Raw genomic sequence first — 17,771 nt, forward strand, 5'->3', positions numbered from 1 at the left:
GGTTTACAATGCCTTTAAAAGCCGTTCAATGGTTTCACGGTCCGGGTCACGGGGATTAAGCCGCAGGCATTCCAGAAAATGCTTCCGCATCTCTTCGGTTTTGCCCAGTTTCTGGGCGGTGATGCCCATTTGACGCTGAACATCGCCCGGGCTCAGTTGAGTGTCCAGAAAGGCGGAATCGGGCATTTTTTCCACTAACTCGTATTTTAGATAAGCCTGGCCGGCCTGGCCCATCTCTTCCAGCGCGCGGCCTTCGAAAAATAACCCGCGCGGATCGCCCGGAGATTCCTTTTGCAGAAGCCTGAGGACTTCAATCATGCGGGGAAAATTACGCAAGTTAAACTCCAATGTCATCTCTCCCACCAGGGAAGGTCCCCCCGATAGTCCGTGTTTCTTATAGAGCTCGAACGACCGATGGTACCAATTCCGGGCTTTTTCGGGTTTGTTCATCCTGCTGTAAGCGTCGCCGAGACCTTTTGCCGCCGCCGGCGCTTCCCACTCGCCCTTCTCCACTATCGCGCTCAGCGGGCCGACGGCATCCTGCGGCCGTCCCTCATCAATGGCGTTCGATGCCGTACTGACGCCTTCCCGTCCCACCTGTCTCAGAATTTCTCTAAAGGGCCGGGCATCGCCCGGGCGCCCCTCCCTATCGTAGGCGACGGCCAATTCTTCGAGCATATCCAGAATGGGCAGCGCGACCGCCCGGCCCCACGCTTTCCTCAAGAATTCTTCGGCGCTAACGGGGCCGTCGCCGGAAAGAAAGGACACGTTCTTTCTTAAAGTATCGGACCGGAGCAAAACTAGGGAACTCCACACATTTATTCTCGCCAGTGTTAAACCGCAATACATCGTCAGAACGATAAAAACCCCTGCCGTGACCCGGCGGGTTCGTTTCCGATCCGGCCATTTTTCCTGAAGCGTTTTGCCGGCCCAGACGAGGAGAAGGCAACTGCCCAGCGTCGGTAAAAACAGATACCGATCGGTCATCCAGATGCGGAGAGTAAAAAAAGTGTTCATCGTGGTGGCGAGAGGCAGGCCGAACAAAGCGAAGGAGTAGGCCGCTGCGGGAGCGCGTTTCCGAAGCAGTATAAACCAGGAAACGAGCGCGCCGAGCAGGGCCAGTCCCAGCAGCGCCACCCATTGCGGATACCATCCCTGCGAGGAGACCATATATTTGGCATTCAGCGCGAGCGGGGCCAGAGAGCGGGCCGCGTAGAGCGCGAAAATTTTGAGGAGCACTTCGATCCGGCCGGAGGCCGTAAGCCCTCCCAGCACACTCATATCTTTAAGCAGGGCGCCGCTGCCCTCCTGGGCTCCGACGGTCATCAGCACGAGTCCCGCGGCCAGGCCGAGCAGCGGTATTTTGTCAAGGTACCCGCGCCAGCCGACGCGGGGAAAAAAGCAGAGATCGTAGGCGAGAAAGACTAAGGGGAGAACCGCCGCATACCCCTTGGCTCCCAGGGCAAGGCATGTCCAAAACATCACGAAAAGGTACTCTCTAAAAGGCCACGCCTGGCCGGTTTTGCGTGAGTTCTCGCGGATATCGGCGTAGCGTTTGTACGCGATCAAAGCCGCGGCGTAGAAGACCATGCAAACGACGTCTTTACGGCAGGCCAGCCAGGCGACCGGCTCAACATGCAGGGTATGGGCTGAAAAGATGGCCGCCCCCATCAGCGCCCAGAATCTATCGCCCAGTACCCGGCGAAAGAGTTCGTAGGCCAGGATCACCCCGGCGGCGTAAAAAACAAGCTGGGTGATATGGCAGCCCGGGATCCATTGCCCCCAAACGGATCGGTCGAATAAATAGGTGAGAGTTGTGACCGGATGGTAATTGGCAAAAAAAGGCCGGGTGAAGATATCCCGTAGATGGGCGAGCGTCAGCCCATCAAGCCGGGAATCCTCAAAAAGATAAACCGAATCATCCCAGTGGTGCAGCGCAAATCCGAGCGTTCTGCCCCAGAGAAGCCAGGTGAACGCCGCGAGCAGGGCCGCGGCTCTCCACTTCCCGCCTTCCAGCCACAAGGCCACCCGGCCTGGGAGGGCCGGCCTTGACCCGTGACCGGAAGCCTTTATCTTTTCCGTCTTGCGAGGATCCAATCGAATTTCCTTTCACTTGCCACGGCCGAAAGAAGCGGGCCAGGCATCCATTTACCGAAGTAAATATAAAAGTTTTTTGCTTGTGACCTGTGACTTGCGACAGATTTGGCCCTATGGCTCAAATCTTACGTGAACGCCGCCGCGCCTCGTCCCTCCGAGCCGTCAACGCGGATGTCAAGCGGAGAGCTGAGGCGCAGGTGTCTTACATAGGCCGTTTCATGCAACACCGCCATGCTTTTCAGCCAGGGCCAGTTTATAAAGCCTTCCTTGCTGTAGGAGTTGATCGTAAAGTAGCCTATGCCGAGTGAAGTTACGTTGTGGAAAAAATGCGTGCCGTAGGACGGATCCACCGAAAAGCCCTCATAGTCGGCCTCAACTATCACTTTTGAATTTGAAATGTGGTCCCACTTTACCGGTATGCCGAGCGCCGGGTCGCTTGAGCCCCAGCGGCCGGGCCCGATAAGAAGATAGTGGCGGTTTTCCAGCTTCAGGCGCGAATTCAGCTCGCCTATCTGTTCGGCTATCTCGCGCGTTTTTAAAGAGTTAAAGGTTTCCGGTTTAACGTATATAAGGTCATACACATCTCTTATATGACCGTTGCCGAGCGTCATGGCGCTTAAACATACCAGGTTTTCTTTTTTCAGCTCCTCTAAGTGCACTTTTTTCAGGAAGCTGCGCGACACCATGGGCCGCATCTGTAAAATATTAAATTCCGCGGTCTTGTTCTTCTTGTCAAGCACGCAGGCGAATTCCATTTCAATATTGGCGCCCATGGCCTCTTTGCCGGCTTCCGAGAGAGCGCTCAGGATGCTTGAAAGCGGAATGAGCTCGTTTTTAAGAATGGGGGCGAAGGTTACGAGCCGCGCGCCGGGGCGGGAAACATCGTCGTAAATCACGTCGTTCTCGGACGAGTAGGTGGAGCCCACGGCCTCAAGCGTTCCGTCTTCGGCCGCCAGGTCAGCGTCAAGAACGGTGAGCGCGGATTCATCGTCGTATTTTAAAGCGGCCTCTTTTCCGCCGCCAAGCGCAAGGGCTATGAACTTTTTCTGCGAGTTGCGCAGGAAATCCTTCAGGGTGGAAAACTGGTGTAAATTCCTCGGGTGCTCGGGCGAGAAGCGGAGAGAGGTGTAGCCGTCCACTATGGTCTTTCCAAGGCCGAGCGCTATGTGCACTATGGGGTTCTCCGGCTCAAGCGGCGGCACCGGATAATAGTTATAGGACTGCATCACCCCCGCGAAGTCGGGGTAAAATCTTTTTCCGCCCGCGTACGGCAGCCCCACCACTTTTTGTATCACCACGGCCATTTTTTCTTCTTCCGCCATGTGCGGGGCAAATTTCCTGTAGGCCTGCGCTTCCCTTGAAAAAGTCGAGGCGTATACGAATTTAACCGCTTTCTCAAGTTCCGCCAGGCGCAGGGCGTCGTCGGGGGAATCGTTCGGAAGGAAGTAGGTTTTATAGACCCCCGCGAAGGGCTGGGTTTTTGAATCCTCTAAAAGCGAAGACGAACGCACGGCCAGGGGCCCTTCCAGCTTTTCCAGCACCGCGCGCAGATCGTCGCGCACATAATCCGGAAGCGGCGCGCGCTCGAAAAGCTCGGCTATACGCGCGTTAGAATAATTTTCGCTTATGAGCGAGTCCAGGCCGTTCTGCTCAATAAAGAAATCAAAGACATCGGTGGCGATAACTATGGTGTTCGGTACCGTAACCCGCACTCCCGCGAATTTATCCTGCAGGTCGCTCTTCGCAAGAAGGAAATCCACGAACGCCAGCCCCCGCGCCTTGCCGCCTATGGAGCCCGATCCTATTTTGGCGAACGGCGTTTCATCGTCAAAAAGCTTTCTGTCGAATTTGAGCACGGTGCCCAGCTGGGTTTTATAGATAAACTGGTGCAGGGTTTCTATCAGATACTTGCGCAGGGCCTCGCCGTCCTTGAACTCGGATATTTTCTTGGGAAGTATGTTATAGGCAATTTCAAATTCCGTGCGCGCGAACAGCCATTTCGAAAAATGGTTGCGGCTCGCGTGGTAAAGCACCGATTCCGCCGGCACCGTTTTTAAAAGCTTTGTCATAGTGTGCAGGTCGGCGGCTCTGGCGAACTCAAAGCCGTTCTTGTCGGAGAATATGAAATCTCCGAAGCCGAAATAGCGCAGCATAAAGCCCCTGAGCTGGCGCGAAAGGTCGGGGGAGGCTTTCCTCATAAAGGTGGCGCCTAACTCGCCCGCGCGCGCCGCGAACCGGGTGTTCGAGGACTGCAAAAGAACCGGCATGTCCGGATTGTCTTCTTTTATTTTTTTTGTGAGGCGGAGCCCCGCGTCTTCCACGCAGGTTTTCCCGATGGGGTATTCTATATCGCTTATAACTCCAAGGATGTTCGTCTTATATCTGGAATAGATTTCCCAGGCCCTGTCGTAGTCCCGCGCGAATAAAATTTTCGGCCGGGCTTTAAGGCGCAGGGCTTTCTTGGCGGGGTTAAGCTCTTCGGCCATAACTATCTGGGTTTGTTTCAGCAGTTCGGAATAAATTATCGGGAGGTAGGAGGAATAAAATTTGATATTGTCCTCCACCAGCAGGACCGCCTGCACGCCCACCTCGGCGTCGCGCTCAAAATTGCGCGCGTCCTCGATTAAATTTATGATGGCTGAAAATATGCGGGTATCGCCCTGCCAGAGGAAAACCCCGTCGGCGAGCGCCTGGGCCGCCTCCGGAATGTTTTTCGCGTCGGAGACATTGAAAGACAAGAGCACCACCGGTATTTCCGGTTTCAGGTGCTTCAGGACGGTGAGGAAATCGGTCATGTCGGTTTCGCCCACCTGTATCATGGCTATTACCAGGTCGTAGTGGTTTTTTTCAATTTTTTCAAGAGCCTTTTCTGCGGTCGGCACGCGGGTTATTTTAGGGGCCGTGTGCACCGAGGCGTCAAGCATCTCTCCGAAAAGCGCTTCGTTCAGGCGTTCGTCATCGGCGAGCAGGAAAGAATCGTAAAGCGAAGCCACCAAAAGGACATTTTTTATCCTCTTCGGCATCAGTTTTTCAAAACCGCCGAATTCAGCCTGATATTCCGCTATGGGCTGGCTGCGCTTGGGTTCCATGACTATTATTTTACTAAATTGCCGGGAGTGGGGGGGCGTCCGCTACGCAAAAGAAAAGCCCCGTACTTTGGCCCCTTTGGGGAAAAAGCGCGGGGCTTCGCAGTCCGCGGTCAAACAACTATCACTTTTTTTGGAAGAGCGGTCTGCCTGCGGGGAATATGACCCTGCCGGCTATGGGGTTTATAAGCATGGCGAAAGCCAGCCACAGGGCGATAAGCCCCATCAGCACCGTAAGGCAGCCTATAAGAAAGGATAGTGCCGCCGCAGGCGCCGGCCCGGCGAAATGTTTTACTACCTTTGCCAGAAAAAGCAGGTCAATATCCAGAAGGAAGGCGAAAAGCAGGCTGCTAAAAAATCCGAAGCCGTAGGTAAGCACCGCGAATATAAGCAGCAGGGTTATGTCTATGGCCAGCAGGATGCCGGCATCCGGTATAAAGCCGTTCGCTATGGAATTAAGCGTCCAGGCGTTTATCGCCCACATAAAGGAAAATGCCGTGAACAGCGTGCCGCCCAGCACATTCTTGTTAGTGAGGCTCATAAGGCCTGCCAGCATCTGACAGCCGGTGCCGAACAGCAGCGCCCACACCGCCGCCGTTTTGAAACCTGCCGGGGTAAGCGAGCAGCCGAAAGCTATGGGTGTAAGCGCGGCGCAGCCTATGGCAAGGCCGATAAGCCCAAGCGGCGTTGGCTCGCCGAAAACCGGGGTGTTCTGTGACTGACCGGGATTTTCATTCATTATATTTCTCCTAAATCCGAATTCTTCAGTTGAAGAATTCCCCTTCGCAGTGCTCAGGGACCGCTTCGCGGTGGATACGCCCTCGGCCATCTTATGGCCATAGCCTTTGAAACGGCACCTACACAGGTATTGCAATGTTTCTGTTCCCTGTGTTACTCAGTGAAACCTATCTTGAACTGCAGGATTCGGGTTAAAAGCGCTTGTGCCGCGGCGCCGGATTTGGAATTATAGCATTTGACTCTAAAATAACTTGCCAGCTACTTCCCCATTTGCTAAAAAGTAAGTGGCTTATAAGTTCCACTTATTTATGAAATTCAAGGCTGTCGAGTTTTCGCGTTTTTCAAAAGAGCAAACAGGGATTCTCCGGCGCCTGGACACCCCGCGCAGGGTCCAGGACTTCCTCGACCATGAGCTCGCCTACAATGATGAAAAGCCGGATACCTGCTTTTCGCCGCTCGGCGTGTTGAAACATGGGAAAGCGCATTGCGTGGAGGGGGCGATGCTCGCCGCCGCGGCGTTTCTTTTCCATGGCCGGCCGGCATTACTTCTTGACCTGAGAGCCAACGGCAGGGATGATGACCATGTGATCGCGCCGTTTCTTGAAAACGGCAGGTGGGGCGCGGTGGCGCAGTCGCATTTTTGCGGCCTGCGCTACAGGGAGCCGGTCTACGCTTCCAGCGCCGAACTGGCTAAAAGCTATTTTGAGTTCTACTACAACAACCGGGGGGAAAAAACCCTGCGCGAATTTTCGGTTCCGCTCAAGGCCTCGGATTTAAAGCCTGAATGGCTTTACTCAGGGAAAAACGTGTTTTTCGTAAGCAGGAAACTGGACGCCGTAAAGCACTACCGGGTGCTGGGCAAATATCCGGAAAAAAGCCTTCGCAAGGCTGATTCGCTGCTGTTTGAGGCCGAAATCCTTGGCGGCGTAAAAACGCCGCTCTCCCGCCGCCGCGCGCGCCCTTACGCAAACATGGCCCTGCCGCGCAAACTGTTTTGATTGTCCTTTTGTCCTTGCCAACTTCTCCGCCATTTGCTAAAAAGTAATAGTGGATTAGATCAAAAGCCGGTTTCAAAAGCCAAATAACGGTCGCTGTCCTAATTTCCAATAAAATATGAAAAAGAATATTTTAGTCGTCGGTTCTGTCGCGCTGGATTCCGTGCAGACTATTCACGGGAGGACAAACAGGGCGCTTGGAGGCTCGGCTGTGCATTTTTCCATTTCCGCTTCCCAGTTCGCGCCGGTGAGAATAGTGGGAGTGGTGGGTGAGGATTTTCCCTCCCCTTTCCGCCGGCTCTTGAAGCGCCGCAACATAGACCTTGAGGGTATGACGGTCATGCCCGGCAAGACCTTCCACTGGAAGGGCAGGTATAATGAAGATTTTAAAAATGCCACCACCCTGGCCACGGAACTTAACGTTTTTAAGGATTTTAAACCTAAACTCAGCCCCTCGCACAGTAAGTGCGGGGTGCTGTTCCTGGCTAACATCGACCCTGACCTGCAGTGGGATGTGCTCAGCCAGATGGATAAGCCGAGGCTTGTGGCCTGCGACACCATGAATTACTGGATAACCCTCAAGAAGAGTTCCCTTAAAAAGCTTTTATCCAGGGTTAATCTGGTTTTTATTAATGAAGAAGAAGCCCGCCAGCTGACGAAAGAGTATAACCTGATGACGGCCGCAAGACTGCTTGCCAAAATGGGCCCGCAGATAGTGGTGATCAAGAGGGGCGACAGCGGCTCCATGCTGTTCTACGACGGAGAGACTCTTGCCATGCCCGCCCAGCCGATAGAAAAAGTAGTGGACCCTACCGGCGCCGGAGACACTTTCGCCGGAGGTTTCGTGGGTTACCTGGCCGCGTCCCCCGACTGGCGTAATTTTAACGTTTTGAAACGCGCTATGGCCTATGGAACGGTGTTGTCTTCTTTCAGCGTGGAAAATTTCAGCGTCAGAAGGACGGAGAAACTCTCCATGTCCGAAATAAACAAGCGTTATAGCAAGTACGTAAAGTCTCTTTCAATAGTGTGAAATCCCCTGCCTGGCCCTTTCGGGAAAAAGGGCGATAAATCATATAATTTACCCGAAAAATTCAACCGGCCGTTCGAAGGCCATAGGCCTTTGATAAACGACCCCTTCCAGACTATTTAAGGGACACCGCATGGCGGTTTCCACCCTTTCCCAACGGCTGAGGGGACACCGCATGGCGGTTTCCCCTCCTGCGCAGGTATTGAATTTTCCGGGAAGGCTTAAGGCCTATGGCTTAGGGCTGAAGGTTTTTTGCGTGTCGGCGAATTCCACCACCTGGGGCGCTATCAGCGGTTCGAAGACCGGCACAAAGATGTCTTTGTGGATGGATTCAAGGCTGGCCTTGTAGTCTAAAATGTAGGAGAAATGCCAATCTCCGAAGTTGCGTATTTTTATGAGGTCATGCTCGGCCAGCTTTTTGAGCGCCTTATTGTGCAGGATGAGGTCTATAAGAGCGGGTTCTACGTTTTCAACGTCCGAGTCGATCTGGGCGTTGGAGTCGGCTGCGGGTATGGCATTTGAGTAGGGGTCGCGGCTTGCCCAGATATTTTTCCAGGTTCCGATATTCGCGGGTTTGGATACGTCCTTAAGGAAATGCGCATGATTGATTTCAATAGCACGGAACAGCCTGACCACCGCGTTGCCCGGCACCAGCGGCGAACCGGCGGTGATTAATCTCTCTATCTTTATTTCAGGGTGCGACAGGCTGACACGGTGCAGGGTTTCATGAATGAGGACTGTGCCCCAGCTGTGCGCCAGGATATGGATGGGCCTGTTTTTATAGGTTTCGTGTACCTCTATCAGCTTTTGTTCAAATTCCTGGGCGGCTTTCGCGCTGTCCTCCGGGTCCCTGGACCAGATAAAAGGAACGAGGGTTATTTTGTTCTGGGCATATTCCGGCGTTTCGGCGATCTTAGCCTCCAGATAATTATCCGGCAGACGCGCCGCGTGTTGGTCCGGCCCCGCATTGTCTTCGCCGTTTTCCAGTAAGAAACGGTCTTTATTGAAAGAAACTACGGCGTTAACCAGGTCAATGTCGTTGTAATCTTTTTTTGGAAAGAAGAAATTAAAAAGTTTTCTAAGGTGATCCACATCAAACGGCCCGCAGCCTATCTCGCCGAAGTCCAGACCCGACACGGTGATAACGACAGGCTCCCTGCCGGCTAAGGAGGGAGCCGGAGCAGCCGCCGGTATGGCGTTTATGCCCGCGGTCCCGTTGTAAAGGGAATCAAATGAAATGTCCTGGGCTCTAAGGTTAAGTCCCAGGAACGCTAACACTGCGGCCGAAAAAAGAAAGCTTTTTTTCATCAATAACCCTTAACTCTAGTGTCGCACAAAACATGACTCTTATCAAGGGTCGTATGGCCTGATTTCTTATAGGCCTAAAGGGCATAGATTTACCGGAGGATGCCTGGTTTTTCTTAAAATTCAAGATTTACCCCCGGTACTATTTGCTAGAATATTTACATTCCTTGAACAAAGGAGGCGCAATTATGAAAAAAATCACAACCAACAAAACAACCGCGGAAGCCGCCTCCTTTTTATTCCCTGATTAATTGACTTGATTCCGGAACACCGGCGGCTCCGCCACGGAGGCCGCCGCGCATTGCGCGCGGCCGCCCCGCCTACACAAAACGGAGCCTGAATGAATTATATTAAAGAATCGTACTCCTGCCCGGAAGCGTTGAGACAGTATTTTGACGACGGTACCATAAACGGTTACGAGCGCATCCTGAGCGAAGGCAAGGAGGCGGTGGTCCATGTCGTATCAAAAAGCAAGAGTGCCGGAAAGCTGTATTACGCCGCCAAGGTCTATAAAAAAAGGGAGGAGCGCGCCTTTAAGAACAGGGCGGATTATTTTGTGACACAGAACCTGTTCACGAGGAGGGAGTTGCTGGCCGTTCAGAAAAAAAGCCGCTTCGGCAGGGCGGTGGAGGAGGCAGTATGGCAAAATCGCGAGACGGTTTATCTTAAAGAGCTCTTTGCCGCCGGGGCGGATGTGCCCGCTGTTGTTAAAACGGGGCAGGGCTCGTTTGTGATGGAATACCTGGGAGACGGGAACGAGCGCGCATTTAAGCTGGTGGAGGCAAGGAGCGAAATAAAAGACCCTCGCGGACTTTTCGTGCGCGTAATGCGCAATGTGGAGTTATTCCTGCGCTGTAATATAGTCCATGGCGACCTGTCGCCGTACAATGTGCTGTATTACAGGGGCAGGGTGGTGGTGATAGACTTTCCCCAGGCTTCGGACCCAAGGCGCAATCCCAACGCCCAAATATTGTTGCTGAGGGATCTCCGCAATATCTGCGCCTTCTTCGCCAGATGGGACGTCCCCTCCGACCCAGAAGCCCTCTTTAACGATTTGTGGAATAAATACCAGTTGAACGAGATCTAACATCCCAAAGGAACCTGGTGTGCTAGCTCAGTAATTAAATAACCGTTTTGGAGTAAATTAAACGGGGTGGCAGCAGGGGCATTTCGCAGAAGCCTCCGGAGCCCGACTTGGGCTTGCAGTCAGAGGAGGGCGAGGATGGCAGGGGCCGACGCGCTGGAGGACCCCGGTTCTGCGGGGTGCCCCTGCTGACAGGACCCGGAAATAATTACCGAATTAGTGAGTATTAACACCGGGTTTCTTTTTGTCAGACGCCGGCGTTTCCGCTATTGCAGAAGCGCCCCGAAGGTTTCGTTCGCTGAAAGCTGCAAGGGATGAATGTTAACCACACTGCCCTTGTTCGGCGCCTCTATGACCGTATAGCTGCCGTCCTGTTCTTTGCCCATGAATACTATTACGTGGTGGGCAGGCGTACCGACGAAAATCAGGTCTCCCGGCTGCAGCTGATCCACACTTTCCCTGGGGGCCGCGGCTCTTTGCTGATCCGCCGCGGTGCGCGGAGGCGTTTGCGCAATACACCCTGATTCCAGCATTGCCGCCACCACAAGGCCGGAGCAGTCCACGCCGGAGTGGGAAGTTCCGCCCCAGACATACGGCACCCTTTCTGCCGCAAAACCCTTCAGTTTTTCTATGAACGCCTCGCGGCATCCGCCAGGCTGCATATCCTGGAACGTCATCGGGATAGTAAGAGACTCTGTCGCGGGGGCATCCTCTCCGATGCTTGCGACGCTTACCCAGCCCTGAGTGTTGGTCCATTGTCCTGCTTCGGAATTATATTCGCGGCGGTTGATCGCAACGTTATATAAATCACCGGTTCTGCCAATGACCTTGACGCGCTCACCGCCGCGCAGTTCCGCCAGGATGTCGGAATCCCCGCCGGTCCGCTCCGGCGCGCTGAAAACCCTGGTGCCGTCCTTCTTGGCGTAGAATATCACTTCTACGGGAGTGGGAGCCGGAACGGAGATAGCCTGCATATCCCGGCTGAAGCTCGTTCCGAGCGAATCAAAACTGACATCCGCGTAAAGATGTCCGCATACGCTGAATGCCGCAAAAGCCGTTAAAATAAGTTTCATAACGCCTCCTTCCCGCCTTCATGGATAGTGTAGCAGCCCGCCGAACGCGGCGGCAGGGCGTTTAGACCCACCTTCTGTAGGGCCAAAGGACCTAGACGCAAAGGTGGATGAAATTTTAGTCTCGTCGACAAAGGTAAAATGAGCTTTTTACGGCTTTGAGTATAGAAGCGATATTAAAACCGCGGGCCTAAGGGCCTATAGGTATTTTGCCCGGAAATTACTGCCCTTTGCTCCCATGTGGGATTTCATCCTTTTAAGGTAGACTGTTTCAGTAGTCCAAAAGATCATATTTTCGTTTCAAAATAGGACAACATGAAAAACAAATTGCATACCTGCGCGCTGGCTGTCATAGGCGCGCTGGCTATTCTGCCGGTATTTACTGACAATCTTCTTAGCTGGGACCAATTCTTACCGTACGTATACAATTCCCACACGGTAATCACAACCGATGCCGCGATGGCGTCCAACCAGACATTGCGCGCATCCCGCGCCGGGGAACTTGCCGGCTGGGCCAAGAGCCTTTATTCGCGTATACTCCCCAGGATCCCATACGATCGGTGGCCAATGGGAGTATCGGAACTTTCGGGAGGTTTCTATCCCGAAATCTATCTGGACGACGGCACTTATTACACAATGAACAGGCTTGAGGAGGGGAACTCCGTGGCCGACAAACCCCGAATGTTCTCCAAGTTCCATTCCACAGTCCTTTTTAACGCTTACTGCGATTTTTTTACCAACAAAATGGGCTGGACTAAGGACGCTGAGGGCTGCAAGGAACTGCCGAACGTGGGAGTAGGAATGCCGCTGCATTTTCTCCGCGGGTACACCGAAACCGGCGGCAAGCCTGTGCTCTGGCCGGCGGCCGATTCCTGCCGAAAGGGCGTGGACGTTATCCGGGCTCTGACCGGCGAGGCCTGGGCGCACTGGAAAAAAGGGCGGGCTGAAGCCGACAAAACCGCGGCGATGCGGGAATATGAGAAGATGTACATGTTCGCGGGTATTGGCGCGCACGCGGTGGAGGATTCTTTCGCGCCGGCGCATCTGCAGCGCTCTCCCGGCGATTCGCATGTCATCACGGATCTGTGTTACTACTATGACAATAAGGTGCTTCCGCCCTCGGAAGCTAAAGTCTGCGCCCACGGCGTGGGTGACGGCAATGAGCCCAGGGACAGTATATATTTCCAGGGAAATGTCCAATACCCGGGCAATGCCATGCTGCGGGGGCTTGCGACGAAAGCCGCGCAGGCCTATCTTACGGGCTTCGCGAACGCGGCGCTTGACGATGTAAAGGGCGGCAACGCGGATGTTGAGGCCTTTCTCGAAGATTTCCTGGTCACCGGCAAAGATGAAGGAAAAGGCTACCTAAACTGCGCGACCCTTGACCGGCAATAGGATAACAACTTAGGCCTCCCATCCCTTACCCGATTAAACGGGAAGGGAGGAGGCTTTTTTAAAAAGTAAATTTATGAAAATATTGAAAATAGAGAGTGTTTTCGGCGGCCTGCCGGAACTTGAAACCCCGCGCTTAAAAGGTATCCTTGTATGCTGCGTTTTGCCGGTACTCCTGCTTTTGCCGCGGATATCCTATACCCAGGAGACAGGCCCGGGCAATGCCGGAGCCGCCAATTTCAGGCCTGTCCCCGCGGTTTCTGCCGAAGCGGAAACATCTTATCCTAACCCGTCCAATTACAAAAACTTTAAGTATCACGCCGTAATTATAGGCGTGGATATCATGAACAAGAACGGTTCCGGGTCCACCTGCCATAATCCATTCGCAATGCGGTTGGCGGCCTTCCTTAAAAAATGGCGCTGCTTCCCCAAGGGCGGCATTACGGTGCTGAAGGGCGCCAAAGCGACAAAACGGCAGATCAAAAAAACCATCACCGCGCTTCATCTGGGCCCAAAAGATGTTTTGGTGATATATTACGGCGGACACGGAGATTTAAAAGGGATTATCAGCATTGACCGGAAAAACAATTACATATCGCCCGCCGAATTATCCGACTGGGCCGAAAGATCGGGCGCCGGGTTTAAAGCGCTGCTGGTGAGCGCCTGCTATTCCGGTATATTCGTCCGCCCGGAGGAAAGGGGAAGCGGCTTCCAAAGGCCCGGGTTCGCTGTGGTCGCCAGCGGTGAAGAAGAGGGGACATCGACATATACGGATAAGGGGATAGGGTTCGGCCCATATCTTTGGAAGCTGCTCAATATACAACAGGGGAAGGCCGGCAGAGCCGTTACCCTGGGTGAATTCATGGATTTTATCAAGAAAGAAAACGCCGATTGGGAAGAGAACGGCACTTACCGCCTCAACGACGGAAGAAGTTCCGGGCCGGAGGATTCGGTTCTCTTCTGGAATTGAAAAGAAAAGCAGGAGCCTGATCCAGGATATGAAGATTTGCCACGCGGCCGCTATTTTCGCATAATATTAAAGAGTTAAGTCCGCTGATAAAAACGTCAAAATTTAAAGGCCGGTTTTGCCGTGAAAAAAATAATATTTCTGTCCTGCATTTTCGCGCTGACGGTATCCGGCGCGGCCCAAAACGGGGTAAAAAAACATAAATTAAGGATGGTAAAGGGGGGGAAGAAAATGACTCTTACAATAACCAGTTCCGCGTTCAAGCACAATGCCTATATTCCCAAAAAACATGCCTGCGGAGGGGAAGACGTGTCGCCTGAATTGAGATGGGGGGACCTGCCCGGCGGAGTCAAAAGCATAGCCGTCATCATGGACGATCCCGACGCGCCTCCCGGCGCCTGGGTGCACTGGATACTGTTTGACATCCCGCCGGCGCTGACCGGCCTGGAAGAAAATGTCGCTAAAAACAAGACCCTGCCGGACGGCTCCAAGCATGGGCTTGTATGGGGAGTTAATGACGGCGACTTTAACCGGGTGGGATACTACGGGCCCTGCCCGCCCCCGGGCAAACCACACCGCTATTTCTTCAAAGTATACGCGCTGGACAAGGTCCTTGGCCTGAGCGCCGGGATAACAAAGAACGCCCTCCTTAAAGCCATGCAGGGCCATATCTTAGCCCAGGGCGAACTTATAGGCCTTTATAAAAGCTGATTGAACACAAAGCCGGGCTCCTTTTTGGGGTATGGGTCTTACCAATGAAAATTTGGCTAACCTCCCCGTTTGCCGCATAATATCCCCGGTTGGTTTGCGAAAAATCGGTGGTTTTGGGACAGCCTCAAGTCCCCTATAATGCCGTCAGGATCTGAAAAACAAATTTGCGTATAAAGCCGAATTCTTTAAGCCGGTCTGAACCGGTACAAGGGGGAAAATACAATGACAGCCAATTCGTCGCTTTTAAAACTTGCCGCCCGGGCGGGCGCCGCCGCCGCGCTCTGCGCGCTTTGCGCCTGTTCCGCTTCCAGGCCGAGGCCCACAATAAAAGCGGATTCGCCTGAGGATACTTCCCTGCGCGCTTACAGCCTGGGGAACGCCGCGCTGGAAAAAGGCGATACCGCCGAAGCCCTGCGCGACTTCCATCGCTCCATCGGCCTGGATCCGGAATACCAGTTCGGTTATATCGGGCTTGCGCTCGCCCACTCCGCCCAGGGCGATTACCAGGCCGCCGAAACCTACATTAATAAAGCCATACAGCTCAATGAGTCCAACCCCGAGTGCTATGTGGCCCACGGACGCGTTTATCTGGCGCAGGGCGAATACGATAAGGCCCTGTATAAGTTTAACCTGGCCCTGGCCAATGACGGCACATACGCGCCGGCCTATTACTGGAAAGGCCGCGCCTTTGAGTTGGGAAAAAATGAGCGATCCGCCGCGGAAATGTACCGGAAAGCGCTTGAAGCGGACCGGGAGTTCCTCATGGCCGGGGAAGCCTTGAAAAGGCTGCAGGATGCGGAGAAGACAAAATAAAGTGTTGCGCTAGCCCGAATCCTGCAGTCAGGATTCGCCCGGAGGGCAGCTCTTTTGCCCTATGATTCAGAAACTTATTGGGCAAAAGGGCTGGCTTGCCCCGCCCTTTTACGCTCATAGGCGAGTTTTGAGTGCATTTTTTGTGCGTGCCGCACCAAGTACACATTTGCCCTGCTTACCGTCGGAAAAGGGCGGCCCCTTCGGGGCGAAAGTTGCAGTTAACTGCAACTTTCGGGCTGGAAACTTGAATGTAAGCAGGTGCCTTTTTAAAAATGGAAAAAATGCTTATAAAATATAAACAATTTATTAGGGGACAGTCCCCAAAAAGGTGCCAGGCACCTTTTTATGAGTTGTGGTTTACGGTTCTTATTTTGGTTTTTCCCGCTGTTGCAAAGTCCGGCAGTACTGAAACCGTCAGCGCCCCGGAGCAGTACCAGCAGCAACAGCAGCGGCCCATCATACTTTACGGCAATACCGCAGTGATACAGAAATCGAATGATAATAATTCTGTCGGACTCCGGCAGGAGAATCCGGTGAAATTAAAAAAGGCCGCGGGGCCGGAGTCTAAGAAAAAGAAAAAAAACCGTCTGCGCGGCAAACAGGGAGGGAAGCAGGAAATGGCCGTGCTGGCAAAGAAAAAACTGGTGCCGGTGCATTTTAAAGAGGCAGTGTCGCATAAGTCGCCATATACCTGTAAATGGGCGCTGGGGAAAGTTTTTGAAATTATCGCCGGTTCCAGGACTATGCGGAGCCCCGAACCGCAAAAACCCCTGAAAATCCAGAACAACGATAAACCGAAGGATTAAATTTTTTTTAAATTAATACCGCGAGATGCCAAGTCGGGGTCCTGCCGGTGGAGATTGTCCTCGGGGGCCGGGGGGGAGAGGGCCGGGCATGGGGTTGCCCTTCCGCCACGTAGGAACCCCTCCCGTGGTTTCCCCCCGAAGCGGGGCCCCCCATCCGCTATGTGGCTCCAGAGCAACCCCATGCCCGGCCCTTGATGAAGTTCTTTAATAAAAATATCCCCGCCCCGTTGATACATCTTCACCCGTCCCCAAGGTCGCAGCCAGCTTATAAAAATTTGTGCCATATCTCCAATTTGGTGCATAATATCTGAACAGGTTAGATGACCATAGATCAAAATTAAAGTCCTGGCCTGTTTTTGGGAGTGTGATTTGAAAATAAAAATATTTTTCCTGTTGTTTATGACTTTGCCCTGCTGCGGGTATTGCGCCGAAAGCTGGACGCCGTTAAAGCTGCAATTGTACGGTGAGGCGGCGTTGCCGGATGCGGACCGGGTTATGGGCATAAGTTTGAATTTCTTCGGATATTCGGACAGCATCTACGGGCTTCAGGCCGGTTTTTATAACTCAGCCGGGAATATTCACGGCATTCAGATAGGTCTGATAAACATCTGCAAGGGCACGTTAAAAGGGGTCCAGCTAGGTTTCGCGAACATCGGCGGGAGGAACGCCGTTCTGCCCGTGACTATCGGAATCAACATCGGATTTTAAAGTAGTATATGCGGAAGACTTTGTTCGGGGAAAAGACAACGGGAGCCTTTCATTTATAGGAGGGAGCGTGGCTAAAAAAGCGAGTTTAACATTGGCGGCGGTTTTATGTTTATTTGTCGGCGCATGCTCAGATAAACCAAAGGATACCGCGGCATATAATGACAGCGGACTTGCCTACGGTCAGAAAGGCGAGTATGACAAGGCGATAGGGGAATTTTCAAAGGCGATAGAAGTTAATCCTAAAGATGCCGCGGCATATAACAGGCGCGGGATTATCTATAGTAAGAAAGGAGAATATGACAAGGCGATTGAAGATTTCTCCAGGTCGATAGCAATTAACCCGCAGTATGCCGGAATATATGCTAATCGCGCAATTGCCTACGGGCATAAGGGAGAGTCTGACAAGGCGATTGAAGATTATTCCAAGGCGATAACAATTGACCCAAAGCCTGCCTGGGTATATTTTAACCGTGGAGTTATTTACTATGACAAGGGCGATTATAATAAAGCGATTGAGGATTTTTCCGAGGCGATAGTAATTGAACCGAAGGATGCCTCGGCATATAATACCCGCGGAGTTGCCTATTTTAAGAAGCGCGAATATGATAAAGCGATTGAGGATTTTTCCAGGGTGATAGCGATTGATCCGAAGGATGCCTCGGCATATAATAACCGCGGGCTTATCTATGGCCAGACGGACGAGTATGACAAAGCGATCGAGGATTGTTCCAGGGCGATAGCAATTGAACCGAAGGGGATTTCGGCATATTATAACCGCGGACTTGCCTACAGCCGGACGGGCGAGTATGATAAGGCGATTGAAGATTATTCCGAGGTGATAGCGCTTGACCCGAAAAATGCCAAGGCATATAATAACCGCGGAATGCTCTATGGTGTGAAGGGTGAGCATGACAAGGCGGCAGCTGACGAGGAAAAATACCAAAGCCTATCTCAAAAATAGTCACACCAAGA

Annotated in this window: 15 protein-coding genes; 10 read left to right on the forward strand and 5 right to left on the reverse strand. The window is 52.9% G+C overall.

Translation table 11 applies throughout. The features are described 5' to 3' along the window. Positions 1–3 precede the first annotated feature (3 nt). From NTX59_04250 to NTX59_04260, 3 genes are all read right to left on the reverse strand, one after another. Positions 4–2,097, reverse strand: coding sequence for a hypothetical protein (locus NTX59_04250; protein MCX5784878.1), 2,094 nt, complete (start codon positions 2,095–2,097; stop codon positions 4–6). A gap of 125 nt (positions 2,098–2,222) precedes the next feature. After that, the gene (locus tag NTX59_04255) at positions 2,223–5,186 is read right to left on the reverse strand and encodes a response regulator (protein MCX5784879.1); all 2,964 of its coding nucleotides are present in this window, start codon (positions 5,184–5,186) and stop codon (positions 2,223–2,225) included. A 121-nt stretch (positions 5,187–5,307) separates the two neighbouring features. After that, positions 5,308–5,922 (reverse strand): hypothetical protein, encoded by a 615-nt coding sequence (locus NTX59_04260; GenBank protein MCX5784880.1) that lies wholly within the window; start codon positions 5,920–5,922, stop codon positions 5,308–5,310. A gap of 307 nt (positions 5,923–6,229) precedes the next feature. On the opposite strand from NTX59_04260, the gene NTX59_04265 reads away from it, so the two are divergent. Together NTX59_04265 and NTX59_04270 are read left to right on the forward strand one after the other, a co-directional pair. Beyond that, positions 6,230–6,919 carry a hypothetical protein gene (locus NTX59_04265; protein ID MCX5784881.1) on the forward strand — a complete coding sequence of 230 codons (690 nt, stop codon included), beginning with the start codon at positions 6,230–6,232 and terminating at the stop codon, positions 6,917–6,919. A gap of 115 nt (positions 6,920–7,034) precedes the next feature. After that, on the forward strand, positions 7,035–7,946 hold the full coding sequence (locus NTX59_04270) for a PfkB family carbohydrate kinase (protein ID MCX5784882.1): 912 nt from the start codon (positions 7,035–7,037) through the stop codon (positions 7,944–7,946). A 225-nt stretch (positions 7,947–8,171) separates the two neighbouring features. On the opposite strand, the gene NTX59_04275 is transcribed toward NTX59_04270, so the two are convergent. Beyond that, the gene (locus NTX59_04275; protein ID MCX5784883.1) at positions 8,172–9,251 is read right to left on the reverse strand and encodes an alpha/beta hydrolase; all 1,080 of its coding nucleotides are present in this window, start codon (positions 9,249–9,251) and stop codon (positions 8,172–8,174) included. A gap of 337 nt (positions 9,252–9,588) precedes the next feature. Here NTX59_04275 and NTX59_04280 point away from each other — a divergent pair, with 337 nt between their 5' ends. After that, positions 9,589–10,335, forward strand: a complete 747-nt coding sequence (locus NTX59_04280; protein ID MCX5784884.1) for a hypothetical protein — start codon at positions 9,589–9,591, stop codon at positions 10,333–10,335. Between the two features lie 263 nt (positions 10,336–10,598). On the opposite strand, the gene NTX59_04285 is transcribed toward NTX59_04280, so the two are convergent. Continuing rightward, the gene (locus NTX59_04285) at positions 10,599–11,405 is read right to left on the reverse strand and encodes an NlpC/P60 family protein (protein MCX5784885.1); all 807 of its coding nucleotides are present in this window, start codon (positions 11,403–11,405) and stop codon (positions 10,599–10,601) included. A 312-nt stretch (positions 11,406–11,717) separates the two neighbouring features. Here NTX59_04285 and NTX59_04290 point away from each other — a divergent pair, with 312 nt between their 5' ends. The 7 genes from NTX59_04290 to NTX59_04320 all read left to right on the forward strand — a co-directional run bounded on the left by NTX59_04290 (position 11,718) and on the right by NTX59_04320 (position 17,760). Next, positions 11,718–12,797 carry a hypothetical protein gene (locus NTX59_04290; protein MCX5784886.1) on the forward strand — a complete coding sequence of 360 codons (1,080 nt, stop codon included), beginning with the start codon at positions 11,718–11,720 and terminating at the stop codon, positions 12,795–12,797. Between the two features lie 73 nt (positions 12,798–12,870). After that, a complete protein-coding gene (locus NTX59_04295; protein MCX5784887.1) occupies positions 12,871–13,764 on the forward strand; it encodes a hypothetical protein in 894 nt (297 codons plus the stop codon). A gap of 120 nt (positions 13,765–13,884) precedes the next feature. Continuing rightward, on the forward strand, positions 13,885–14,472 hold the full coding sequence (locus NTX59_04300) for a YbhB/YbcL family Raf kinase inhibitor-like protein (protein ID MCX5784888.1): 588 nt from the start codon (positions 13,885–13,887) through the stop codon (positions 14,470–14,472). A gap of 222 nt (positions 14,473–14,694) precedes the next feature. Next, positions 14,695–15,285 carry a tetratricopeptide repeat protein gene (locus NTX59_04305; protein ID MCX5784889.1) on the forward strand — a complete coding sequence of 197 codons (591 nt, stop codon included), beginning with the start codon at positions 14,695–14,697 and terminating at the stop codon, positions 15,283–15,285. A 533-nt stretch (positions 15,286–15,818) separates the two neighbouring features. After that, positions 15,819–16,091, forward strand: a complete 273-nt coding sequence (locus tag NTX59_04310; GenBank protein MCX5784890.1) for a hypothetical protein — start codon at positions 15,819–15,821, stop codon at positions 16,089–16,091. A gap of 369 nt (positions 16,092–16,460) precedes the next feature. Further along, positions 16,461–16,799, forward strand: coding sequence for a hypothetical protein (locus tag NTX59_04315; GenBank protein ID MCX5784891.1), 339 nt, complete (start codon positions 16,461–16,463; stop codon positions 16,797–16,799). A 67-nt stretch (positions 16,800–16,866) separates the two neighbouring features. Next, positions 16,867–17,760: a tetratricopeptide repeat protein gene (locus tag NTX59_04320; protein ID MCX5784892.1), complete on the forward strand. Its 894-nt coding sequence runs from the start codon at positions 16,867–16,869 to the stop codon at positions 17,758–17,760. Positions 17,761–17,771: the final 11 nt, after the last annotated feature.

This window comes from Elusimicrobiota bacterium (genome assembly GCA_026388155.1).
Classification (GTDB): Bacteria; Elusimicrobiota; Elusimicrobia; order Elusimicrobiales; family UBA9959; genus UBA9634.